The organism is Lentisphaera profundi, from assembly GCF_028728065.1.
In the GTDB taxonomy this organism is placed as follows: Bacteria; Verrucomicrobiota; Lentisphaeria; order Lentisphaerales; family Lentisphaeraceae; genus Lentisphaera; species Lentisphaera profundi.
The window spans coordinates 2530806-2554219 of the sequence record NZ_CP117811.1 but is presented as its reverse complement, the minus strand read 5'-3'; the positions used below and the strand labels follow the sequence as shown (position 1 = coordinate 2554219).

The window sequence follows — 23414 nt, the reverse complement described above, 5'->3', positions numbered from 1 at the left end:
GACTTATAAGTGAGGCAATAAAAAAGCCGAGCTAAACTCGGCTTGTTATTCAGTCTGTAAACAATTTAGTCGCAGTGACTAAGTTCAGTAGCCTTTAAGCTTTCGCGTTCAACGAAGTTGCTAAGGCGCGTCCAGAATTTATGGCTATGATCTCTTCCGTGTTCATTAACGCGGACAGTCCAATCGCGGATTTTCTTGTCGACTTCGCTAGTTTCTTTTTCGATATAAAGAGGAGTTTTATTTTTTATAGCGCTATAATTATTGGAAGCATCCGTTTTTTCAGTTTCTATAAATTCATTAGTAGCACAGCAGCCAGAAAGAAAGACGACAGCAAAAAGTAAGATTAAATTTTTCATTATTGAATGACTCCTCAAAGTTAATTATCAGAATCTAGTGGCTAAGATCTTGTAATTCAACTAAAAACCTAGGCTTAAAGTTCAGACTAATAGCGGTTTTTATTAAAAAATCAGGTTTTGTAGTGCTACAAGTGGATCTTGGCTAGGCCTTAGGAATTATGTAGTACTTCATCATCAGAGTGAAAATGTACTTCTTCGGTCTCGATCTCTAGCCAAGATAAAAACCATTCAAAGCGCTTTTGTCCAGAGCTGGAGATATACCAGTTATCTCCACTATAGACCGGTGAGATAGTATAAGGAAAGATGCTTTGTTGGTATTGATCTGTACAGGAGATGTTACAGAAAAAATCATTTTGACTTTCTTCAGCAAAGCTTATTTGCTGAAGTGGGAATAAACTTTTTTGTTTGTTTGATCTTATGATGAAGTATTGGTCGCCTTCTTTTGTCAGCACAGCGAAGTCGTCAGGAATTAGCTTTAGATTATCGGAAGTGGCGTTGTCTTCGATAAATAATCCCATCCAGTTGCTGTCGCTTAAGTTTTTCAATTCCTCTTTGAAAATATTGCGCATGACGAAACTGCTTATGGCAGTTACGGGGAACCTTATTCCTAAAAAAAGAAGGCTTATGCCGAGAGCGTAGAACCAACTAAATCCTGCGAAGGTTAGTATGATTAAGCCACTGATAATGAGTAATAGGGGGGCACAAGAAACTATTAATAAAAAATGTTTTGGGTAAGTTTTAGAAAAAATCATATCTATCTCCTGTCTGTAAACTTCATTCTCCTTTGCCAGTGCTATTATACAATGAATATACATTCCGAGGCAAGGTTTATTTGAAAAAAAGTTAAACTTTTTTGATTTTTAATAGTGTTCATTATGAGGATTAATAGAGGCAAAATGAAAATTTATATTGATGCGGATGCCTGTCCACAATTAGTTAAAACACACATCTTTCGTGCAGTAGAAAGGCGTAAGATTTATTTGATACAAGTAGCAAATCAGTATATTCGACCTTCGAATTCCAAGTTAATTTCGTCTGTTTTAGTGGGACAAGGAGCTGATGTGGCGGACTTGAAAATTGTTGAATTGCTTGAAGAGGGTGATTTAGTTATAACCGCGGACATACCTTTGGCTGACTTATGCGTTAAGAAAAATGCCTTTGCGCTCAACCCACGAGGAGAGCTTTACACGGAAGCTAATATTCGCCAGCGCCTTTCAGTTCGAGATTTCATGACTGATTTACGTCAGCTTGGAGTGGAGACCGGTGGGCCTCCGCCTTTTTCACAGCGTGATGGTGAGTTGTTTGCTAATGCTCTCGACCGTTTTTTAACTAAAAATACTTAGTTTTATCTCGTGTACAAGAGGGAGTAGTAGCCTCAAGAAAAGGATGAAAACAATTAAAATAAATCAAAGGCCTTGAAATCGAGGCTTTTTTTGACTTATTTAGTAAGAAAAAGCTAGAGTTTAAGATGTATCGCCCATCGGGCAGTTTGTTAAAATGCTCATTTATGGCAAATTTCACCCCTACTACAAAGAAGTATTTAAAAAGGAAACAATTTTTCAGATGAAACAAGCACCAATTAAAGTATTTTTCATAGGTTCTGGCGCTATCGGCATTCCTGCTGTAATGGCATTGCAAGAGTCTGTTGAAATTGATCTGCTTGGTGTGGCTTCACAACCTGATCGACCTGCGGGACGAAAAAGACGGCTCACTCCCTCTCCATTAGCCACCTGGGCTGAATCTGAGGGCTTTTCCGTACACAAGCCGGAAAAGGTAAGTTCCCAAGAGTTTGTCGATTATGTTGGATCATTGAAGCCCGATATTGTTGTTGTCATTGCTTATGGTCAGTTACTCCGCGAAAATCTGCTTCATTTAGCCCCTTTTTCATGCCTTAATGTCCATGCTTCAATTTTACCTTTTTATCGAGGCGCTTCACCGATTTTCTCAGCTGTTTTAGGTGGCGAGAAAGAAAGTGGTGTGGCGATTATGAAAATGGCGAAAGGTATGGATACGGGAGCAGTGTATCGCACTCATAAAGTAGTCTTGGAAGATCAAGAAACTACGGGATCACTTGAGTTGAAGCTCGCAGATGTAGCTGGAAAACAGCTTGTAAAAGATATTCAGGACGTGGTCCATAATGGTTTAGAAGCCATAGAACAAAACCACGATCTCGCAACAAGTTGTTCAAAAATTGACAAAAGCTTCGGCCTTCTTGATTGGTCGAAATCAGCTAAGTCAAATCTCAGAAAAATCTTTGCCTGCCAGCCGTGGCCAGGGACTTGGACTTACTACCAAGTGGGAGACAAGCTAAAGCGCCTTGCAATCTGTAAGGCGAGTTTAGTGAACTCTTCATCCTCTAAACTAACTCCTGGTGAGATTGTTGTAGAAGATTCTTGTTTACAGGTGGCCTGTGGTTCCTTAGACTTTTTAGAAGTCCATCGGGTGAAACCGGAAGGAAAACGAGAAATGGATATAAAAGATTTTTTACTTGGAGCAGGGCTCACTAATGGAGATTGCCTTACTTCAGTAAACCATTAAAATTTTAGGATAAATTATGAAACAAATTTTTATAAACAAAGAACAACTCGAGACACGAGTTGCGATGGTTGAGAATAACATTCTCACAGAGTACGAAGTCGAACGCTATGACCAAGAACGTCTTGTCGGCTCAATTTTCAAGGGTCGTATCAAGAATTTAGAGAATTCTCTACAGGCGGCTTTTGTCGATATCGGCTTTCAGAAAAATGCTTTTTTACATTACTGGGATATGATCCCTGCGGCTTACAATGATGGTCTCTTTGAGCAAGATGCTATGTCCAAAGATACGGTAGCATCAATGGATGCGAATATAGGAGATTCTTTTTCAAGTACGCTTAAAAAGAAGCCTGGAAGATCTAAAGATGGTGATGATCAGGATAGAATGCGTAAAGAAATTGAGCGTATACCGGAGCTTTTTCCTGTTGGTTCAGAAGTTATTGTACAGGTAACAAAAGGCCCAATTGGCACTAAAGGACCACGCGTAACAACAAACTTGAGTATCCCCGGGCGTTATTTGGTTTTATTGCCCCATACGAGTCATATTGGTGTATCTAAAAGAATTCAAAATCATAAAGAAAGAGATCGTTTACGCAGTGTATTGCGTAAAATGAGCCTTCCAGAGAGAATGGGCTGTATCTGTCGTACTTTAGGCGATGGCAAACCAGAAGAGTATTTCCATAATGATATTGAGATGTTGCTAGATATATGGGATACAATGGAGCGCAATCGCCAGACTCAGAGAGCGCCTTATTGTCTTTATAGAGAGCCTGATCTTATGTCTCGTTCGACGCGCTATTTTTTGACTGATTCGGTTGATGACGTTTGGATTGATAATCATGAAGCTTACACCAAATTCAGAAAAACTATTGTTAAAATTTCTGATGTGAACATTAGCAAATTAAAGCATCATAATCAGCATAAGCCTCTCTTTCAGCACTTTGGTATTGCTAAGCAGATCGATTCGATCTTTGAGCGTCAAGTGAGCTTGCCCTCTGGTGGATATATCTGTATTGATGAAACAGAAGCATTGATTGCTATTGATATTAACTCAGGTAAAGCCCGTCAAGGTAAAGATCATCCAGAAACTATTCTTATGACTAATCTTGAAGCGGCTGAGTCGATAGCTCGCCAGTTACGTTTACGTGATATTGGTGGCTTAGTAGTGATTGACTTTATTGATATGCGTTCCAAGAAGGATCAGATGCAAGTCTACCGTGCCTTGAAAAAAGGTGTTCAGCACGATAAGGCCAAAACGAAAATCTCGCCAATTTCACAATTGGGACTTTTAGAGATGACTCGTCAGCGTGAGCATCAGTCTTTGAAAGATTCTTTGTACACGCCTTGTTCCAACTGTGAAGGTAAAGGTGTCGTAAAATCGATGGTTTCTGTATCAGTTGAGATTCAGAGAAAGCTTCAGGCTTTATTGAAAAGATCTAAAGATAAGATGGAAGTGCGTGTGATTTGCCACCCTGATATTTTACATCGTTTACGTGCGGAAGATGCACGTATTTTGCGCAACATGGAAAAATCATTAGGTGGGAATCTTTCTTTCCGAGCTGATGATAGTCTGCATGTTGAAGAATTTAAAGTGGTTAATCCTAATACTATGAAGGAGTACCGTTAACCATGTCCGAAGAAGGTCATATACTTGAAGTCAAAAAATTTGGTAATCCTGTGCTCAGGAAAATAGCTGAGCCCATTACCGAAATTAGCGATGAGATACGTGAGCTTGTAGAAGAAATGGTTGATACAATGTACGAAGAGAATGGTATTGGTTTGGCCGCACCTCAGGTAGGTCAAAGTATACGTCTCTTTGTAATAGATACTCATTTTGATGATGAAGAGTATGGGTCTGAGGGGGAGAAATTATTTTGCCCCAAGATGCCCATGGCTTTAATTAATCCAGAGATTGTTTCAAGTTCGGGTGAAAATATCCCCTTTGAAGAGGGGTGTTTATCTATTCCCTTAATTAACGCATCGGTGATTAGGCCTAGTAATATAGTTTTACGTGCTAAGACATTAGATGGAGAGTTGATAGAAGCGGATTTTGGAGGCTTAACAGCTAGATGTATGCAGCATGAGATCGATCATTTAGATGGTGTGCTCTTTACTGATCGAGCAGAAAAGGAAGATCTAAAGCTCGTGGCTAAGAAATTAGAGCAGTTGAGGATGAAGACCGAGAAAGCGTTGAAGAAACGCAAGCCCAAAAAGCGTAAGTGATTTTAAGAGCCTCCTTGTTTTTTCAATGAGGCTCTTGAGTATTCGCTTCTAAGAAAGGTTATTATCAGGGCTTATGGTAAAACGTTTTTTGACTAATAGTTCGCCGTCTAATTTGGTGGTTAAAGTCCAAGTCCCTATTTTGTCTTCTACGGGAGCCCATAAGGTGTCGCCTAGAAAAAAGTCCCAATCATTGGATCGAACAAATATTTCACCGCAAAAGGAGGGGGCGATTTCTCCAGTTTTCAGATCGATGAAATTGGGGTGCTCAATGGTGAATTCAAGTTTTTTTCCGCGTGCCTGTTTTATATTAAGTACGTAGCCGAATTCAATATCGAGTCGTGCGGGGATTTCCCAAGAGAATTTTTTTAATTTAGGTAGCTCTTTGCTACCTTTTTCCCAGTTAGTATGAATGCCATAGCTAAGCATTTTCCATGTAGGTTTTTTGCGTGCCATTGATTAATATCTAGGACTGTGATTTTTTAAAGCTTGTTACTAATCAAGTCTTCATCTTCAGATATATTATGACCTTTGATTTTACTCAGTATCAACATTATAGGTCCAGATAAAACATAAAGGTTTATAAGTGCCGCTGCGGTCATTTTTGGTCCACTACCATAACGAATCATTTCTGATCCCCCTACAAGTAATATGACAAGTAGTACAATAAGTTTACGTGAGCGGTTCACTGGTGAGACTAACCATTTTGCCATGTGTGGATATGGAATGGGGCTGATCATTAAGAGGCCTAGAAAAGCGGTGTAGAGGGGGAGGAAGAAGGTCATTAGCCATTCGGGGAGATTAGCTTCGGTTGTTCCCATTATGACGATTGAGCAGACGGCTGATGCGGCTCCGGGTGAGGGGATTCCTCTAAAGCCGTGTTCTTTTAATTTATTGTTTTTTGGATTGAACTTACTTTCCATTTCCATGGCGTTGTAGAGGGCTAAGCGCAATGCCGCGCAGCCCATGTACATCGCGCCGGCTAGCCAAAAAAGACGATCTTGCCTGATGAAGCCGAGATCCTTGACTTCAGCAAAACCAAGAAAAACGGTAACGTGAGCGTAGATGTAAACCAGTACGGCAGGGGCTACTCCAAAAGTCACCATGTCGGCCAGGGAGTCCATTTCGATTCCGTGTAATGACGTCGCATTTAATTTGCGAGCACTCCAACCATCGAGAGCGTCAAATATCATGGCGCCTATTATAAGCCAAGCACAGGCGGCAAAGACATAGGGCATAATAGTCGTGTCGGCATTTTGGGTAATGATCTCAAAATGGCCATTAGGATTTTTTGTGAGTATTTTTTCGTAAGCTTGCAGGGCTAAAAGTATAGCTGTAAAGCCACAGATCGAATTCCCTAGAGTCAGGAGAGTAGGAATCTTCTTGTAAAGCTGAGTATGCTTAATTGTGTGTTCAGTGCTCATATATATCTCACATAAAAAAAAGACAGGTTAAGTTACCTGTCTTTTTGAATAAAGTCTTTTGAATAAAGTCTTAGATGTTAACTTTAGTTTTAGGAAGACCTAGAACTGGATCACCTGGCTTAAGACGACCTTCTTCAATAAGTTGGTCAACGCGTTCGAAACGTTTGAGTACGTTCTTTTTACCGGCAGTATTGCCTTTAACTTTTAAACTTCTGTGAATAGACATTTGTGTGTCTCCATATTAAATTTTTCATTTACAGGTGTATCGAAAAGAGTATCCAAACCTGAGTGGAAATTAGATGAGTGTTGAAAGTATCGTAGCTTGAATTTTTGTCAAACTAAATTTTAAAATTTAACTGCTGTTCTTCAAGTTTTGCTGTAATAAGCTGGCCCGCTTTATACGAAGAACGGACCATCGGGCCACTCGCAACAGCGTTGAAACCTAGTTTTTCTGCGTATTCTTTCCATTCTTCAAATTGTTCAGGACGAACGTAGCGATCTAATTTCCAGTGTTTACGTGAAGGTGGCAAATATTGACCAATGGTTAAAATGTCAACATTAGCAGCAAAGAGATCGTTAATGCAGTCTATAACTTCTTCGTCTGTTTCGCCTAAACCTACCATGATCCCCGATTTTGTTAATACTTTTCCCTTGCTCCATGCTTTAGCATTCTTAAGTACTTCTAGGCTACGTTTATATTTGGCACGCCCACGGATGGGGGGAGATAAGCGCTCACATGTTTCAAGGTTGTGGTTAAATACGGTAGGCATGGCATCAAGAGTCATGCGAATCAGATCTTCTTTACCATTGAAATCAGGAGTCAAAACTTCGATGCCAGCATCGGGCAACTTTTCGCGAACAGCGCGAATTGTTTTTGCAAATTGGTCGGAACCTTCATCGTCAAGGTCATCTCGGGCTACAGAAGTGATCACAACGTACTGTAAATCCATTTTTGCGGCAGTCTCTGCTACATTAGCAGGTTCTTCGGGATCAGGAGGTAGAGGTTTATCGTAGCCAATAGCACAGAAACGACAAGCGCGCGTACAGTTGACCCCTAATAACATAAAAGTGGCTGTGCGTTCATGCCAGCACTCAGCCAAATTTGGACATTTAGCTTCTTCACAAACGGTGTTAAGCTTGCGGTCACGTAATTCGGTGCTCAGCTCGTTACGGTTTCCACCGCGGTTAACTTTGACCCGAATCCATTCCGGTAAGCGTTTTTGATTTTTATCTGCCATGATTGAAATCCTGAATTAATTTTTGGTACTATGAATCAGGTTTTTGATTTTTCACATTTTTTAACAGCTTTTTTATAAGTTGATTTATTTGTGCGTAGAAAAAGCCTTTCTTGAATAAATGAGAAGGTATTTCTCATTATATCTTAAATGAAGCTCGCGAGGATTCTTGCCAAGCTTTTTTTGCCACCGTATCTTATAAGCATATAATATAAAAGAGAGATACAAATGTTAGATTTATGGAAAAACATAAATCCCAGTAAAGCAGATCATGTCTTGGGAGTGGTAGGTGGTACGTTAGATGAAATAATGGCGACGAGTAAGCATCGCTTAGTTGTAACACCTATGCATGAAAAAATCATCAACGCGATTATTGAATATTGTAGAAGTAAGCATTTACGGCCATTGATTTTAGTTACTGATTCAGTCGCTAGTAGTTCATGGGAAAGAGTTTTTCGTAAACGGCTTAAAGATGATGTGGATGAAAGAAAAATATTTGGTGAGCCCAATGACTTAGGTTTCCCATTGATGCCGTTGATTCCCTATAATTATTTTGGACCTTGTTTTAAGATCACCTCTAGCCAGCAGGTGGAATCTCGCCGATTACATTTAAGGGAGGTTTCCTCAATTAGCGCCTATGAGGGAGATGAATTGAGTTCTGGTGATATTGATGCGTCATTAGAAATGGACAAAGTTTTACGTAATTTAGAGAAAGTGAATTTTGACGAATACATAACGGCACTGAGTCCTTTGATGGAAGGCAATGTACAAATAATTCACGAAGAGTTAGATCAGGCAATAGAAATTTTAGCCGAACAGAAATTTGATTTAGTCATTGCGGATGGCGCGGCTCGTTTAGGTGGTGCATGGATGACCCTTTTGAGAGAAATGGATAGCAAGATGCCTTGCCCATTCGTTGGTTTCAGTACCTTTCGCCCAGAAGAAGCTTTTGGGACTAAACTCGCGCAGCAACAAAGGCAAAACTTTTTTGGTACAAGATTTACGGAATTAAGTTTAACGAGCCTTTCTGTTGATGGAGCTTGTCGTCCTTGGCGTGAACTTATTAGTTTTGTTGAGCCCGATCGAAAATCAGCGAAAGCGATAGAAGAAGTCATTGATAATCTTCATGATTTGATTCAAGAGATCAACTATGGGCATCGCACCAAGTTGACTTTAAATCAGTATATAAAATCAGAGTTGGGTCATTTAGCAAAGGATATGTTAGCCAATTGGGCGCGTCGGCAAGAGTGGACGACTTCGGTCTTATATTATGGACGTGAGCACGACTTAATTGATGGTGCTGACTGGGAAGTTTATTTAAGAAAGGTGCCAGAAGAACAACCCCAGGGAAAATTACTCGTTTATCGCGAATACATTTTTAATGTTTTACTTGAATCTAAAGATGAGAATGACCACAAGTATGCGGAACAATTTATCTCAAGGCTAAAGAAAGTAGGTTTTTTACTCACACAATATGATATACGACCTTACTCGTCATTGAGTAATAATTTGTTGGGTCGTACAAGTGCCAAAGAAGATCGTCTGCTCAGTTTAATGGAAAAAGAATGGGAGGCGACTGGAGATAAATTTCGAGGCTTAGTTATTGCCGATTTTACTGATAGTTCACAAGATGCCTTAGATGCAGGTTTGCCTAATGCGGATTCATGTGGGCTGATGAGTGTATTTTGGAAGTGCCAGGAGAATTTAGTAACAGTACAAATGAACCCTGTAGTGGTGTGGGAAAATATGCTGTACTGTAATCCACGATTTGCCAGTAGAATGGAAAAGAGTATCAGTCACTATATAGATCTCTATGGTCAAGCACTCCACATGACGAGAAACGATGATGGTGTTTATTGTTATTTTAAAATTAAAGGCAAGGGTTTTACCCAAGCTTTTTGGACTTGGATGGTCAATAGTCTCTTAGCAGATGGGTCGACTTTGTGTATTCTCGCAAATCGTGAAGTCCTGCTAGATGAGTGGAATGGTTTAGGCGTTAATACCGTGTTTAATTTAACAGTCACAAATTCAGAAATATTGCGCGCGCGCTTAGGTCATAGATTAGGTGATACAGAGGATATGGGTGTTCCTGCTGCACATTTATGGGATATTATTTCTGTTATGCCCGAGGTCCAAGGGGGCTTGAGCCCTTATTATATTTATGAAAAACTAAGGGAGCAACGTTGGGCAATTTGCGATGATGGCAAATTTGAGTTGGGCTTAGGGGCGATCTCATCTGATTTAGGTGGGGATGAACAGAAGTCCATGGAGATCTTTGAAAGAGTTAACGCTCAGCAGGAATTACTCATTTCCAAACGTAAGTCTGTGGCGGCTAGCTGGCGCAAGATGGGTGATGGAGAAGATCGTTTTCTAGCTTTGGAAGTATATTTTGAAAATGACCTTCATCTAGCTAAAGATATTAGTCGTGAAGTACTCGTTAAGAAAAATGAGTACAAATATGAGATGGGTAATTTTCATAAAGTATTAGAGTCAATATATACGGCACTCGCTCATTCACTCTGTGAAATGAAAGGGAAAAAAAAGTTAACTAAAGAATTAGTAGATTTTGAGATTCTTCGACGTAATAATTTAGCCCATCGATTACTTGTGAACGGTGAACTAGCGGAGGATTTCATCGAAATGGTGGAACAGCTTTTTGCACCATTTAAGATGCAGTTTTACCTTTTAACTATGAGCTTATATTATGGGCACAAAGAGAAGAGTATGTTTAAAAAAGAGCATCTAGGTGATGTCAATGAATCTGCTTATGCGATTCCTGATATCTTTAAAACTAAAGCTGACTTATTGATTATTAATAAGTATTGGCAGGAATACGTAGGAAAGACAAAGGTCTATAGTATGCGAATTCCGCAAACAAAAGCAGTTATCCAAAAGCTCAAAGAGAGTAAATATAATATGAGACCTAGGTGCTTTAGAACGGAAGTCAGGATGGAAGCAAAACCGAGTTAATGACTCACTTTAAATGCAATCATGCCTAAGCCTAAGCTCTGAAAAATAATATTTGGTAACCAAACCAATATTTCGGGGTGTAGTGCAGTATGTTTATCAAAGGCTCCCGTCAATAAAATAGTGGCGTAATAAACCATCATAACGATAAGACTAATGAGTAAACCAATACTTGTTTCTGAGCGACTAGAGCGGAGGCCGAAAGGCAAGGCCATTAGTAAGAAAGCGAGAGGAGAAAAGGCTAGAGCGAGGTTTTTGTTTAAATTGTAAAGTAGGTCAGTGTGTTCTCGACGTACAGTTTTGCTTTGCTCTTTCTTTTCCAAAACGGCTAGTCTCGCAATCATTTCCCAAAGGTTAAGGTATTTGGCGCGTTTACGCAAATCACCACTATTAAGCTCTTCGTTAGTATAAAAAGTATAGGTAGTATTAGCATTCGGTAGGCGAGTTACTTTTACGCCATTGAGGATTTGCTTGTCATCATCTTTATTGTCAGTGAACTCCCAGTTATTATCGAGAATGATGACATCAATAAACTCGATGGTAAAAGAAGTTTCATTAGCATCAATAATGCGTCCCTTTTGAGCGAGGAGTTGATTAGCCACAATTCCTTTAGAATGATCGAGTTCAATTACTCTTAGGTCTTTTAGCGTACCATCAGCTTCTTTTTCTCCAATATTCACGGTGAGTTTGCCTAATTCAATAGTGGATCCACCTCGTAAAAAATTGGAAGGGTTCGAAAGTAATTCACCTTTCATCATTGATTTTCGGGTGGCTTCTAAGTGGGGCACTGCGAACATATTTAGGTAGAGTAGACAGCCTGAGGAGGCGAGAGCTAAAAGGATAGCTGGGTTGACAATTTGCCAGAGGCTGATGCCAGAGGCGCGCATTGCGGTAATTTCATTTTCTGCCGACATACGACTAAATACTAAAGTCACGCTGACTAAGCTGGCAATAGGTATCGCATAAGCGAGTACTTTTGGGAGTAACATGAGAAACATTTTTAAGATAAATAGCTGAGAAATAGAAGTATCTAATCGGCTTAAAATCTTAATCATTAATCCAAGGACAAGTATGAAGGTGAGGACGAGTAAGGACGCTACAAAGATGTAAAGTAGATTCTTTAGTATGTGTCTATTGAGTATGTTCATATTTTTTGGACTTAATAAAATGTTGAATGTTTGGAAAGGTAATCTCTAATTTAATTTTTACGAAACCGAATGACTTCCCAATTTTGATCTTCGGGCAGTAAGAATTGTGGTCTTCCTTCGTGAAGTTCTAAGTTCCAGTTATAAGTCTTAGCTAAGAGTGGCCAATCTGGTGTAAGGTGTAAAAGTCGTCCGTCATCTGCAAGTGTACTTTCGGAGCCTTTTGGATAATGAGCATAAAAAACCCCATTTTTGCAAAGTCCGCAAAAAACTTGATCTAAAAAGTTTATTCTATCCTGAGGTTCAATATGCATCAGGATGGCATTAGCAAAAATCCCGTCATAGTGATTTTTTTTAAGTTTTAGCTGACTGAAATTTTGTTGATATATTTGAGTATTGCTGGATTTTTCAGCATATTTACAGAGTTCTTTCGAACCATCTATGCCGTCGACAAAGTGCCCTTTCTTTTGGAAATAAAGTATATCACGGCCATTGCCACAACCGAGGTCGAGTATGTGTGCAGGTGTTTTTGGTAGGGCAGACAAAAAGTCGGAATAAGGCCAACTCATATCATCACCATCTGCAAGAACGCTCCAGTTTTCTGCATTCTTGTCATACCAGTCTATCGTATTGAATTCACTCATTGAGGCATAAAAAAAGCGGAGCCTAAGCTCCGCTTTTATAGCTTACTTACTGATTATTCAGCAAAGTATTCTTTAAGGCCAGCGTCATTTGGCTTCATAGCTTTATCGCCTTCAGTCCAGTTTGCTGGGCAAACTTCGCCGTTATTCTCAAAGAACTGAAGTGCGTCAACCATACGAAGAGCTTCATCAACATTACGACCTAGTGGAAGATTGTTAACAACTTGGTGTTGAACAACACCAGCTTTGTCGATGAGGAAAAGACCACGAAGAGCCATTCCGCCACCAAGAAGTACATCATAGTCAGCTGAGATTGTTTTATTGAAATCAGAAACGATTGGGTAACCAACGCCTTCGATACCGCCCTGGTTTTTAGGCGTGTTGAGCCATGCAAGGTGTGAGAACCATGAGTCAGTAGAAACGCCAACAACTTCAACGCCTTTAGCTTCAAACTCAGCGCGTTTTGCTTCGAAAGCGTGAAGCTCTGTAGGGCAAACGAAAGTGAAGTCTAATGGGTAGAAGAAAAGTACTACGTACTTACCTTTGAATTGTGAGAGTGAAAAGTTTTCGATGACTTCTTGACCTTTTACAGCTTTTTCGCTAAAGTCTGGAGCTTGTTTACCAACTAATACAGCCATGGTATATTCCTTTAAATTTCATAAATTTTAATGAGACGTGTCACAGTTTGGCACGATTGCAGGACAAAGGTAACACCAAACTGGAGGAAAAAAAATTTTTTCTCTTAAAAATTGATTTAAATTAAGTTTTTTTTCAACTTATTTGATTTTGAAGATTTTTGATTAGAGACTCGCAAGGGCCACCGAACGTTTTTCTCGTATTGAGATATCGGCAGCAAGACTTACTTTTAGACTTTCTACGGCATCATCATAAGGAGAAAGAATAGCCTCATGAGAGCCATTTTTAATGGCATCAAAGAAAGCCATATTCTCAGCTAAAACGGGATTGTCAATAGAGTTGAAAATCTCTTTATTGGCCTGAGAATGCTGAAGTTCTAGGTCCATGCAGTGATTATGGAAACGATAGGTCTTCTCTCTAGAGGCCAGCTCTAGGTAGATACCGAGTTCGCCTCCGCCGTGCTCTTTGCTAAAGCATGAAGTTTGTACTGTCCCAATGGCGCCACTTTCGAGTTGGAAGTTCATGACAATGGCATCATCTACGTTGAAATCTTTAACATCATCAATAAAACCACTGGTCGAAAAAGCTTGTACCTCTTTGAATTCACCACTGATATAGCGAATGGAATCAATCAAGTGAGTAGCTTGTTCAGTGAGTTGTCCACCAGACATTTCGCGTCTTCGCCACCAGTAAGGAGGGGGAAGTTCGCCACTCCAAGCCGCATTGAAAAGGATTGCGGGATTTTTGGAAAAGTGATTTTTTGCATTGATAATATTAGGGCGGTAGCGATTCATATAGCCGACACTTACAATGCTATTAGCTTTCTTGAAGGTTTGGCTAAGTTGATCAGCGAGTTCTAAGCTGAGTGCGATAGGCTTCTCTATGAAGAGTGCTTTTACGTGTTCTGCACAGGCAATATCTATTTCACCATGGAGGTGGGGAGGTAAGCAAATATAAACTGCATCGAGCTTTTCCTGCTGAAGCATTTGAAGATAGTTTTCAAAGGGATAATAATTGATATTTTGATCGCCAATAATTTGACGTGCGGTTTGTTCATTGCGGCTACAGATAGCGGCAATCTCAACTTCGGGGATATGTGCTAGGGCAGCAATGTGTTGTTGTGCAAAGCCCGAGCCAATGAAAGCAACTCTTGTCGTCATGTGTAGAATCCTAATGCTTAAAAAGTCATCTCAAGATGAGATGACTTTATGTTAATTTTTAATATACTAAATGAAGATGCTTAGTTCTCAACAGTGTACTCGCCCGGTTCATTAAATTCGTAGATCTGAGCACCAGAGTTTTCAAATTTATAAGCGCGAATCTTTAAGTATTCGGGAACCGTACTTTCAGGGGAACGCTCTTCTTCACTAAGTTTTACTAGCGTGAACCCTTCGTTGTTAAATGGACCTTTCACAGTGACTTTCGCACCATCACAAGCTTTGATGATAAGTGCAGTAGAGCCACTGAGCTCGAGTCCTTCTAAATGAATGTCTCTTCCATCTAGGATTAAGCTCGCTTGATCAGAGATGGAGCCACCAGAGACCTTATTGCGAACTTCGGCTAAAGTCATTGCAAAAGAAGGTCTAAGAATAACTTTTGGGCCGAGTTGAAAAGGTACGCCAAGAATTAATTCATTATCAGCGGCATTGACCGTCATCCCAGCTTCTTGAAGTTTGCTACGACCCGCCATGTAGAAATGATCTTCGGCCGTGGCGCTTGATTCAGGTGGGCTACCCGCTTGATATTTGGCCGCCGCATCAACAATATTGTTTTTATTCGCAGAGAAGCTCCATTCGCGTGCAAAAATTGTGACACCCACTTTCTCACCTGGACCAAAGAGCTTAGGTAGATCCTGCATCATGGTTTCAAGACGCGTTGGTTTTTTGAAGGTTGTTTTACTGGCATCCGCATATTTTGGATTAACGAATTCAGCAATGATTCCTTGTGATTCTTTAAGGATACGCACATAAGAAGTCAGTCTAATACAAAGGATGTTGATATTACCTGGGAACATCGAAAAGCCTTGTGCATTAGGGACATCACCTTCGGGGCTCACTGTGTCACGTAATAAAGGATCGAGTTGGTTATATTCTACATTTAAGGTTAATTCACCCTTTGGGCCGACTAACTTCGCAAGCGCACCAACGGCTTCGCCAGGGATGCGATTTACTGCAATCGAGTTAAAATCATACTCTTTTTCAAGAGATACGCCTAAAGCAGCAGGTAGTGCATTAATGACTTGTCCATTAGTATCTTGAATAAAAACAAAATGCTCAATGCCTTTATTGGCTAACTTTTCCGCAAGTCCACTAGTATACAAAAGCATGTGGATATCGCCATGACCGTGAGGCTTGAGGATTAATTCATAAGTTTTCTTCAGTGCAAGAGAGCCATTATTGTCGGAAATGGCGGGAACTAATTCTTGTTGAAGGATGAAAACTTGTTCTTTTTGTAGACCGAAATAATTATTGCTTTCTAGAGTCTTGAGTGTTTTTGGACCCGTATCTTGAGAAACCATAATGATGAAAGGTAGAAGACGTGGGTTCGTCATGCGTGCTTCCATCGCTTTGATACTTGATGCATAATGCTCGAGATAAGAAGTAGATTCGAGAGTTTCTACTGCAATATCGAGTTTGATTCCATTGTAGCCTAAGCGTTCGCCTAAGCCACCAGCCACGAGTACAATAGCGGTTTTTTCGAATTGCTGAAGACCTAGAGTTTCGTAATGGTCGTATTTATCTCCAAACTCAGAAAGGTTGACATTGTCGGGCTGTTCAGGACTAAGGCCTTCAAATGGGTTTTTGCTTTCTTTGGCTTGTGCGAGAAGAATTTGAGCATTGCTAATGTAGGCGCTTAAACCACCGGGATAGTTGGTGTTTATCTTTTCAAGCGACGTAAGGAAAGCATCTTTAGCCTCATCATTTACCCCAGGAGTATCCCAGTTTTCAAAAAGTTGAGTTTGTCCAGCTACAAGGAGCTGAGCAATAAGTTCTTGACGCGTTTCTGAGAATTGAGCTAAGTTATCTTTAAGTCCCTTTAAAGCAGGGTTTGAAGAAAGCATATTATCTATATTAGGCATTTTATTAATCCTGATTATCTGTAGCCGTTAGGATTTTGTGATTGCCATTTCCAAGCAGAAGAAATCATATCGTTTAGGTCGTGTTTGGCGAACCATCCGAGTTCATTGTTGGCAAGAGTTGCATCGGCAGTACATTCACCAATATCACCTTCACGTCGCGGACCTACAATGACTTTGATTTCTTGACCTGAAACACTACGAAAGGCTTCGACCATTTCTTTGACAGAATAACCACGACCCGTACCGATGTTATAAATGAGTGTTCCTTTATCTTGTGTGTCGAGTTTCTCAATTGATTTCACATGGGCTTTAGCTAAGTCAACGACGTGAATGTAATCGCGTACGCCAGTTCCATCGGGAGTATCGTAATCATCGCCAAAGATAGTGACGTGTTCACGAATGCCTGCAGCGACTTGGCTAACAAAAGGGAGTAGATTATTCGGGTATTCAGGATCTTCGCCAATTGTACCAGACTCATGCGCTCCCACAGGATTGAAATAACGCAGTAAAGCAACGCCCCAATCAGTGGCTTTGCCTGTGTCCATAAGGATTTGCTCCATCATTACCTTTGTGTGTCCATAAGGATTGGTCGCACCAATGCGCGCATCTTCTTTGATGGGTACAGATTCAGGGTCGCCATAAACCGTTGCAGAGGAACTGAAGACAATTTTATTGACATCGTTAGCTTTCATGACTTCAAAAAGATTGAGTGAGCCAGTGATGTTATTGGAGTAGTAATAAAGAGGTTTTTCGACTGATTCTCCGACGGCTTTTTTTGCTGCGAAATGAATCACAGCATGAACGTTGCCTTCTTTAACAAATACGTCATTCAAAGCTTGCTTGTCTAAAAGGTCTACTTTGTGGAAGGATATTTTTTTACCATTAGCCAGTTTCTCAACCCGAGACATTGATTCTGTAACCGAGTTTGAAAGGTCATCTACAATGACGACTTCATAGTTAGCATTAAGGAGTTCAAGGCAAGTGTGTGAGCCAATATAACCTGCACCACCTGTTACGAGTATTTTTTTCATTTTCACTTCCTAGATGTTTTGACTGACCGCGCCTTGAGCAGCTTGGCAGATGATTGTTTGAGTTTCTTTACCAGTTTTCTGTTTATATGCAAGTGCCGCTTCTTTAGCATATTGTTCAGCATCAGTGTGCTTCACTAAATGGATAGAGATGCCGCCAAAGCCACCGCCACTGAGACGAGCACCTAGGCATAAGGGTGAGTCTTTGGCGATTTCTATCATTTGATCAAGTTCAGGACATGAATTTTCGAAGTTATCCATGGAGCTCTGGTGTGACTCGAAAAGCAATTGTCCAAAAGCAGTGTAATCGGCATGCTTTAGAAATTCTTGCGCCTGGTGAACACGTTGGTTCTCGCCCACAACATGAAGGGCGCGTTTATAATCATTTTCTTCAAGATCATTTTTGTGACTTATGAGTTGATCTAAATTCACATCACGTAGCGCGCTTATCTTGGGCTTGAATTTTTGAAGTGTAGCGACAGCATTTTCACATTGCTGACGTCGTTCATTATATTCTAAACTTAAGTCGTGAGCGACATGGGAATTGAGTACGACTAAAGCAAGTTCAGTGGGCAAAGGGGTGTGATTAACTGTTACATTGCGATATTCGCTAATAACTAATTGACCTTCGAGTCCAGAGAGGGAAGTGAGTTGATCCATGAGGCCGGTATTCGCACCGATATAGTTGTTTTCACAGGCCTGGCCAATCAGTGCTTTAGATTTGTTATCCAATCCAAAAGCAAATAATTCATCAAGTCCAGTAACTAGAGCCATTTCCAGAGATGCCGAGCTACTCATGCCTGCTGACAAGGGGACATCAGATGTTATTAATGCTTGAAAAGCAGTGACGCAATGACCATTCTTTTTAAGTGCCACAATGACGCCACGGATATAGTTGGTCCAATCTTTCCCAGCTGCAGCTTGGTCAATTTCATTGAGATTAAATTCGCGAATGCCATCCTTCATGAATGGACTAGTGACTTGGCAACTGTCGCCTTCGATTTTTCGGAAGCTGATCTGTGTCGTGCAGTTAACGGCAGTCGAGAGCACAAAGCCCTCGTTATAGTCGGTGTGGTTACCTAAAACTTCTAAGCGACCAGGTGCTTGAGCTAAGAGCTCGGGCTCGATTCCGAACGTGTCGGTGAAATATTTGGGATTATTTTGGCTCATAATTATATTTGGAAAGCCTCATTATAGAATGAGGCTTTCATTTTGTTTAGATTATTATTTTGTAGGGGCCTCTACTGTAGGAGTTGATGGTGCATCGGTGTCTTTAGGTACCGTTATATCCATAGATTGCTCAGTAGTAGATTCAATTGTGGAAGATTTTCCTTCGGCAGCTTTTTTTCTAATCTTCGCGGCTTCTTGAGCAGCCTCGTATTTGGCTCGTCCTTCAGGGTTATTGTGATCTTTGCTTAGCGCTGAGAAATCGGCGAAGATACCGTAAATAATAGCAACTAAGACTACTAAAATTCCACCAGTAAGTTTGGCGTGTTTCCATTCCGTCATATCAACTGCTTTTACGTCTTCTTGAATGAAAGCGGTTTTGCGTGGAGCGATGGCGCCAATGATGAGCATTGCAACGATAATGATTGCGAAGGAAATACCAAGGAAGTGGAAACCATTAATGATGTCACCAGAAAGGTAGATACTGATTTTCTCTCCAGCATCATTAAGTTTTGATCCCATGGGGACAAAATAACCAATTGGAATAATTGTGAAACCAATAGCTAAGCCAACTTTAGCTGCAATTGACGGGACTTTTTTACTTAACATACCAACAACAATCACGGCAAATAAAGGAATGAAGTAGATGCCATTCATTTTTTGTAGGTAGATGCACTCCGACATTCTATGCGGCGACCTCAATCTCTATTTGACATAATAACTGGCAGATCCTTTCCAAGTTGAATCCTATGGCGCTTATGAGAGTTTCTTGACGAACCCTCTTTAAGCCACAAACGGTAAATCGCTCAAGGTTGTGATAGTTCTTCAGCTTTGAAATACCTGCTTCGGAAATTGATCGGATATTTCTCGCAAGTTGGTAGTTTTCACTCTCATAAATATCTTCTCCTAAGAGCTTCTTTCCCTTTGAGCCACTAACACTGACTAATGTCGCCCCTTTTTCGATGGCATCATCTAAATTGGCGGCAGAGCTATATCCGTCATCCACACTGATCATCATTGCGGTCTCGCCCGTCATCTTTTTATTTTCATCAAGGCAATTACTGAAGGCCTTGCTGTCACTAGTATTTCCAGATTCTAGGGTGAATGATGTCAGAAAACCATTGGCACTAAAGGCGAAATTTGGTCGGTAGCCAAATACGGTTTCTCGACCACCCTTTTTAATAAATGCTGCATCATTATCACTCATGCTGTAAATTTTCCGTGCCGTCTTCGTATCGTAGTCCTTAGGAGCCATGTTGAAGCGATGTTCAACCATCAAAACTTTATCTATGAAGCGAGATAGACATTCGTCAATCATCAGAACTTTGGCACTTTCACAGTGTTGTTTAATTTGAGGAAGAGTCTTCTCCAGGCGAATAATAAATTTTCGGCACCTCGGTAAAAGTTCTTGCGTATAAAACTTTTGCCTCATTTTTCTTGCTCCTTTTTTTCCTTTAAGCATAGAGATCTCGAAATCCAGTTTACTCATATAATCACAGTAATTTTGCAGGCGTTTGAGAGGGATCTTTCTGCGCTCAACACAGGGAAGCTGATCATGAACGTCACTGATATTTTTCATCATTTTACAACTAAGGTTCTTTAGTAATTGACTATCGACAGGCCACGCTGAATCGGCCTTAATGGCTGTAGAATCAATAATCACTGCTGAAAAATCATCCAGGCCACACTCCTTAACGCAGTTCAAAATAGCTTGATGAAAAAGATTAAGGGTCTTCTCAGAAAGAGCAGAGACTTGTTCATGAATCGTATTGCGTGAAGGGAAGCTTCCTATGCCCAAGCGCCCAATAAACTGCTGCAAGGAACTATTCTCACATAGCATACTATAGCCTCGTTCACCGTAACAATTATCATAAAAGTGACGGGCTATGAACAACGCCACCACCAATTCAGCTGGGGGGTGTTTTTGGGTAGAGCTGTTTTTAAACTCGCGGTTTCTAGTGGCGGCTCTATCTTTACTCAACTGAAGTTGATCATCTTCAATTGCCTTTTTGATCTCTTGAAATTCAGGACGAAGTATGATTTGCCCCGCAATCTTCAATGGTCCGCATAAAATTCCTATAGTTTGCCGTAATTCCTCGATGAAATATTCGGGAAAAAGAGTATCGTACATTGAAAGTCCCACTTGCTGTTATTGTCGGTGTAAGCTACTACAATATAGGCGATTAAGTGGGATTTTTTATTGGAAATTATAACTTTAAGCTATTTTTTAATAGCACTTGAGAATGATCTGTCGGAGTGCATCTAGGTAGCCAAATATACTATCTTGCCCTGCGAGCATGGGCGCAATAATCATTGAAGTAATGGCGATAATTAAGCCAAATATTTTTCCTGATTTCACTACTTGTTTTTCGTCGGCGTCTTTGTTTAAAACATTTTTATAGAAACCAAGTGAGAAAAGAGTACAGGTTGAATTCAATGCAGAGTTAAAAGAGGAAAGAATGGCACCTACCATTACAGCGGCAAAAAAGCCTGTTAATGGAGCGGGTAAGACATTTTTGACAAGAGTGCCGTACGCATCATCGTTACCAATACCAAGATGACCATATAATTGGAAGGCAATCATACCAGGAATGACTAAATAGATGGGGCCTAAGAGTTTGAGTGCGCCAGTTAAAAGAACACCTTTTTGCCCTTCTGCTAAGCTCGATGCACCAAAAGTACGTTGAATGATTTGTTGATTAGTACACCAGTAGAAAAGGTTAAGGAGAACAACGCCACTGAAAATAGTGGAAAATGGAACATCATCTTTTTTGCCGCCAATAGAATTGAAGCGTGCAGGAGCATTTTCGATTAAACTATTCCAGCCTGCGATAGCGCCATTGCCATCTCCAACTGCTTTTAAACCAAAATAAGCGATGAGGAAACCACCAATAAGGAGACCCGCACCATTGAGTGTATCTGAAACAGCGACAGTACGAAGACCGCCAAAAAGGGCATAGATAGAACCTAAGATACCGATTACAATGACCATGAACCAGAGGACGCCGGTTTCACTGTTAATGCCCGTGAGAGCCTGGACGTCGAGCATGTTTGACAAGCCCTTTGCACCAGAGTAAAGCACTATGGGAAGAAGAATTACGGCATAAGCAGTCAAGAAAATCATGTCTACGATCATGCGAGTTTTGTGGTCGAAGCGGACTTCTAAATATTGTGGTACTGTGGCAATACCTGAGCGTAGGAATTTTGGCAAGAAGAAAAGTGCCATAAGTACGAGTGCGACGACTGCAAAAACTTCCCAAACCATAACGTGAAAACCGTGTTGGAATGCGGCGCCATTTAGACCAACGAGTTGTTCGGTGGATAGGTTGGTTAAGAGTAATGAGCCTGCAATTAAAGGGAAAGTAAGACTTCGACCACCGAGGAAATAGCCGTCGCTACTTGCATGGTCGTCCTTTCTTGTTATTAGCCAAGTGGCTAATCCCACTAGTCCAGTAAAGACTAAAAATGAGATGATCGTGGTGTTGTTGTTCATGTGTTCTCCTTGTGTTGTATTTTCTGATTAAAGTTGTGAACTGATGAGCGTTTGATTAACTCAGGTTCAAAAATGTGGTTTTTTGTATGAGGAACATAGTTTTCATCACACAGCCATCCCATAAAAATAACTAAGCTATGAAAAATCTAGCTTCAGATGTTTCTTTTAATAACGACAAAAAAAGGAGTCCATCATGAAGCCAGACAAAAGTAATGTATGTAGTCTCAAACAAATCTGCCAATTAATTCCAGGACATTTAGTTCAAAAACTTGCAGATAAGCACGGAATCAAAACTCGTAAGTTTAGTCCTTGGAGCCATGTTCTAACCTTACTTTATGCTCAGTTATCTCATTCTCTGAGCTTAAATGATATTTGCGATAGCCTTCAAAATCATAGTGGAAGCCTTGAGCCTATACGAGGCGCGACAGTCCCGAAACGAAATACCTTATCTAACGCAAATAGAACTCGTAATGCCGACATGGCAGAAGAACTTTTCTGGAGTGTTCTTAATCACTTACAGAATAAGTATGCGGGCTTTGGTATTCAGCAAAAATATACTGGTTTTCCTAGACGTTTCAAAAAAGCAATTCACGCGGTGGATTCTACAACTATCCAGCTTGTTGCTAATTGTATGCCATGGGCAAAACATCGTCGTCGTAAAGCTGCGGCTAAATGTCACATGAAGCTTAACTTACAAAATTTCTTACCTTCTTTCGCTATTGTAAAAGCTGCGAACACTCATGATTCAACGGAAGCAAAGGAATTATGTGCAGGAATGTTACCTGGAGAAATAGTGGTTTTTGATAAGGCTTACGTGGATTATAAACATCTCTTTCACCTCAATGAACGTAAAGTATTTTGGGTTACTCGGGCAAAAGATAATATGAGCTACGAGATTATTGAAAATATCTCTGAAGCCAAAGGTTCTATCATCCGTGATCAGCGTATTCGTCTCAAAGGTACGAAAACTCAACTGCATTACCCGACAGAATTACGACTTGTCGAAGCTGAAGTAGAAATTGACGGAAAACTTAAGAAAATGGTTTTCATTACTAACAACTTTAAATGGGCTCCCAGTTCAGTCGCACAAATCTATAAATCACGTTGGGGAATCGAAGTGTTTTTCAAACAGATCAAACAAACATTGCAAATATCTGATTTCCTTGGCCATAACGAAAATGCCATTCGGTGGCAAGTTTGGACAGCATTATTGACTTACGTGCTTTTGCGATTTTTAGCATTTCAAAGTAAGTGGAAATATTCTTTCTCAAGAATATTCACCGTTATCCGTGGCGTACTATGGTCAAGGCTTGAATTGTACTCAGTCCTCAAATCCTGTGGGACAGCCAGTGACCCACCAAGGCTATACTCAACTCCTCCTCAGCAGTATTTGCCGGGATTTACATAAATCTATGGGACAGCCAATGACTGAGCCTTAATCAAAACCAAAACATCCATCTAATAAATAGAAGGTATTTACACAGGGAA

Annotated in this window: 21 protein-coding genes and 1 pseudogene; 6 read left to right on the top strand and 16 right to left on the bottom strand. The window is 40.4% G+C overall.

The genetic code is table 11. The features are described 5' to 3' along the window. Positions 1-65: 65 nt before the first annotated feature. Together PQO03_RS10465 and PQO03_RS10460 are read right to left on the bottom strand one after the other, a co-directional pair. Positions 66-356, bottom strand: a complete 291-nt coding sequence (locus PQO03_RS10465; RefSeq protein ID WP_274150193.1) for a hypothetical protein — start codon at positions 354-356, stop codon at positions 66-68. 149 nt (positions 357-505) lie between these two features. Beyond that, positions 506-1108, bottom strand: a complete 603-nt coding sequence (locus tag PQO03_RS10460; protein WP_274150190.1) for a hypothetical protein — start codon at positions 1106-1108, stop codon at positions 506-508. A gap of 144 nt (positions 1109-1252) precedes the next feature. On the opposite strand from PQO03_RS10460, the gene PQO03_RS10455 reads away from it, so the two are divergent. From PQO03_RS10455 to def, 4 genes are all read left to right on the top strand, one after another. Beyond that, entirely contained in the window at positions 1253-1699 is a 447-nt protein-coding gene (locus tag PQO03_RS10455) for a YaiI/YqxD family protein (RefSeq protein WP_274150189.1), read from the top strand. Between the two features lie 220 nt (positions 1700-1919). Beyond that, the gene (gene fmt / locus PQO03_RS10450; protein WP_274150188.1) at positions 1920-2894 is read left to right on the top strand and encodes a methionyl-tRNA formyltransferase; all 975 of its coding nucleotides are present in this window, start codon (positions 1920-1922) and stop codon (positions 2892-2894) included. Between the two features lie 16 nt (positions 2895-2910). Further along, positions 2911-4518, top strand: a complete 1608-nt coding sequence (locus tag PQO03_RS10445; RefSeq protein ID WP_274150186.1) for an Rne/Rng family ribonuclease — start codon at positions 2911-2913, stop codon at positions 4516-4518. Between the two features lie 2 nt (positions 4519-4520). Further along, entirely contained in the window at positions 4521-5114 is a 594-nt protein-coding gene (gene def / locus PQO03_RS10440; protein WP_274150184.1) for a peptide deformylase, read from the top strand. 48 nt (positions 5115-5162) lie between these two features. Here def and PQO03_RS10435 read toward each other — a convergent pair whose 3' ends face one another. From PQO03_RS10435 to lipA, 4 genes are all read right to left on the bottom strand, one after another. Continuing rightward, positions 5163-5567 carry a DUF3859 domain-containing protein gene (locus tag PQO03_RS10435; protein ID WP_274150182.1) on the bottom strand — a complete coding sequence of 135 codons (405 nt, stop codon included), beginning with the start codon at positions 5565-5567 and terminating at the stop codon, positions 5163-5165. 26 nt (positions 5568-5593) lie between these two features. Next, positions 5594-6535 (bottom strand): CDP-alcohol phosphatidyltransferase family protein, encoded by a 942-nt coding sequence (locus PQO03_RS10430; RefSeq protein ID WP_274150180.1) that lies wholly within the window; start codon positions 6533-6535, stop codon positions 5594-5596. A gap of 70 nt (positions 6536-6605) precedes the next feature. Beyond that, the gene (locus PQO03_RS10425; RefSeq protein ID WP_274150178.1) at positions 6606-6761 is read right to left on the bottom strand and encodes a small basic protein; all 156 of its coding nucleotides are present in this window, start codon (positions 6759-6761) and stop codon (positions 6606-6608) included. A 112-nt stretch (positions 6762-6873) separates the two neighbouring features. Further along, positions 6874-7773: a lipoyl synthase gene (lipA, locus tag PQO03_RS10420; protein ID WP_274150176.1), complete on the bottom strand. Its 900-nt coding sequence runs from the start codon at positions 7771-7773 to the stop codon at positions 6874-6876. A gap of 225 nt (positions 7774-7998) precedes the next feature. Between lipA and PQO03_RS10415 the strand changes: the two genes are divergently transcribed. Next, the gene (locus PQO03_RS10415; protein WP_274150174.1) at positions 7999-10740 is read left to right on the top strand and encodes a hypothetical protein; all 2742 of its coding nucleotides are present in this window, start codon (positions 7999-8001) and stop codon (positions 10738-10740) included. Here the strand turns inward: PQO03_RS10415 and PQO03_RS10410 are convergent. From PQO03_RS10410 to PQO03_RS10365, 10 genes and pseudogenes are all read right to left on the bottom strand, one after another. Beyond that, a complete protein-coding gene (locus PQO03_RS10410) occupies positions 10737-11885 on the bottom strand; it encodes an LptF/LptG family permease (RefSeq protein ID WP_274150173.1) in 1149 nt (382 codons plus the stop codon). The two genes, PQO03_RS10415 and PQO03_RS10410, sit on opposite strands and share 4 nt — an antisense overlap. Positions 11886-11935: 50 nt before the next feature. Beyond that, positions 11936-12526, bottom strand: coding sequence for a class I SAM-dependent methyltransferase (locus PQO03_RS10405; protein ID WP_274150171.1), 591 nt, complete (start codon positions 12524-12526; stop codon positions 11936-11938). Positions 12527-12579: 53 nt separating this feature from the next. After that, positions 12580-13161: a peroxiredoxin gene (locus tag PQO03_RS10400; protein WP_274150169.1), complete on the bottom strand. Its 582-nt coding sequence runs from the start codon at positions 13159-13161 to the stop codon at positions 12580-12582. 162 nt (positions 13162-13323) lie between these two features. Beyond that, on the bottom strand, positions 13324-14319 hold the full coding sequence (locus tag PQO03_RS10395; RefSeq protein WP_274150167.1) for a Gfo/Idh/MocA family protein: 996 nt from the start codon (positions 14317-14319) through the stop codon (positions 13324-13326). Between the two features lie 80 nt (positions 14320-14399). Beyond that, on the bottom strand, positions 14400-16238 hold the full coding sequence (locus PQO03_RS10390; protein WP_274150165.1) for a UTP--glucose-1-phosphate uridylyltransferase: 1839 nt from the start codon (positions 16236-16238) through the stop codon (positions 14400-14402). A gap of 14 nt (positions 16239-16252) precedes the next feature. Further along, complete coding sequence (galE, locus tag PQO03_RS10385; protein WP_274150163.1) at positions 16253-17269, bottom strand: UDP-glucose 4-epimerase GalE; 1017 nt, start codon at positions 17267-17269, stop codon at positions 16253-16255. Positions 17270-17278: 9 nt separating this feature from the next. Further along, the gene (galK, locus tag PQO03_RS10380; RefSeq protein ID WP_274150161.1) at positions 17279-18436 is read right to left on the bottom strand and encodes a galactokinase; all 1158 of its coding nucleotides are present in this window, start codon (positions 18434-18436) and stop codon (positions 17279-17281) included. Positions 18437-18490: 54 nt separating this feature from the next. Beyond that, a complete protein-coding gene (locus PQO03_RS10375) occupies positions 18491-19117 on the bottom strand; it encodes an SLC5/6 family protein (protein WP_274150160.1) in 627 nt (208 codons plus the stop codon). A 1-nt stretch (position 19118) separates the two neighbouring features. Beyond that, on the bottom strand, positions 19119-20564 hold the full coding sequence (locus PQO03_RS10370) for a transposase (RefSeq protein ID WP_274149473.1): 1446 nt from the start codon (positions 20562-20564) through the stop codon (positions 19119-19121). A gap of 114 nt (positions 20565-20678) precedes the next feature. Next, positions 20679-21926: pseudogene (locus PQO03_RS10365) on the bottom strand (solute:sodium symporter family transporter); the annotation flags it as partial. Positions 21927-22119: 193 nt separating this feature from the next. Here PQO03_RS10365 and PQO03_RS10360 point away from each other — a divergent pair. Then, positions 22120-23334: an IS4 family transposase gene (locus tag PQO03_RS10360; protein WP_274149601.1), complete on the top strand. Its 1215-nt coding sequence runs from the start codon at positions 22120-22122 to the stop codon at positions 23332-23334. Positions 23335-23414 lie beyond the last annotated feature (80 nt).

Bases quoted from the DNA above. Each gene is read 5' to 3' on its own strand.
- PQO03_RS10465 (WP_274150193.1), bottom strand. From the start codon at position 356: ATGAAAAATTTAATCTTACTTTTTGCTGTCGTCTTTCTTTCTGGCTGC.
- PQO03_RS10460 (WP_274150190.1), bottom strand. From the start codon at position 1,108: ATGATTTTTTCTAAAACTTACCCAAAACATTTTTTATTAATAGTTTCT.
- PQO03_RS10455 (WP_274150189.1), top strand. From the start codon at position 1,253: ATGAAAATTTATATTGATGCGGATGCCTGTCCACAATTAGTTAAAACA.
- fmt (WP_274150188.1), top strand. From the start codon at position 1,920: ATGAAACAAGCACCAATTAAAGTATTTTTCATAGGTTCTGGCGCTATC.
- PQO03_RS10445 (WP_274150186.1), top strand. From the start codon at position 2,911: ATGAAACAAATTTTTATAAACAAAGAACAACTCGAGACACGAGTTGCG.
- def (WP_274150184.1), top strand. From the start codon at position 4,521: ATGTCCGAAGAAGGTCATATACTTGAAGTCAAAAAATTTGGTAATCCT.
- PQO03_RS10435 (WP_274150182.1), bottom strand. From the start codon at position 5,567: ATGGCACGCAAAAAACCTACATGGAAAATGCTTAGCTATGGCATTCAT.
- PQO03_RS10430 (WP_274150180.1), bottom strand. From the start codon at position 6,535: ATGAGCACTGAACACACAATTAAGCATACTCAGCTTTACAAGAAGATT.
- PQO03_RS10425 (WP_274150178.1), bottom strand. From the start codon at position 6,761: ATGTCTATTCACAGAAGTTTAAAAGTTAAAGGCAATACTGCCGGTAAA.
- lipA (WP_274150176.1), bottom strand. From the start codon at position 7,773: ATGGCAGATAAAAATCAAAAACGCTTACCGGAATGGATTCGGGTCAAA.
- PQO03_RS10415 (WP_274150174.1), top strand. From the start codon at position 7,999: ATGTTAGATTTATGGAAAAACATAAATCCCAGTAAAGCAGATCATGTC.
- PQO03_RS10410 (WP_274150173.1), bottom strand. From the start codon at position 11,885: ATGAACATACTCAATAGACACATACTAAAGAATCTACTTTACATCTTT.
- PQO03_RS10405 (WP_274150171.1), bottom strand. From the start codon at position 12,526: ATGAGTGAATTCAATACGATAGACTGGTATGACAAGAATGCAGAAAAC.
- PQO03_RS10400 (WP_274150169.1), bottom strand. From the start codon at position 13,161: ATGGCTGTATTAGTTGGTAAACAAGCTCCAGACTTTAGCGAAAAAGCT.
- PQO03_RS10395 (WP_274150167.1), bottom strand. From the start codon at position 14,319: ATGACGACAAGAGTTGCTTTCATTGGCTCGGGCTTTGCACAACAACAC.
- PQO03_RS10390 (WP_274150165.1), bottom strand. From the start codon at position 16,238: ATGCCTAATATAGATAATATGCTTTCTTCAAACCCTGCTTTAAAGGGA.
- galE (WP_274150163.1), bottom strand. From the start codon at position 17,269: ATGAAAAAAATACTCGTAACAGGTGGTGCAGGTTATATTGGCTCACAC.
- galK (WP_274150161.1), bottom strand. From the start codon at position 18,436: ATGAGCCAAAATAATCCCAAATATTTCACCGACACGTTCGGAATCGAG.
- PQO03_RS10375 (WP_274150160.1), bottom strand. From the start codon at position 19,117: ATGTCGGAGTGCATCTACCTACAAAAAATGAATGGCATCTACTTCATT.
- PQO03_RS10370 (WP_274149473.1), bottom strand. From the start codon at position 20,564: ATGTACGATACTCTTTTTCCCGAATATTTCATCGAGGAATTACGGCAA.
- PQO03_RS10360 (WP_274149601.1), top strand. From the start codon at position 22,120: ATGAAGCCAGACAAAAGTAATGTATGTAGTCTCAAACAAATCTGCCAA.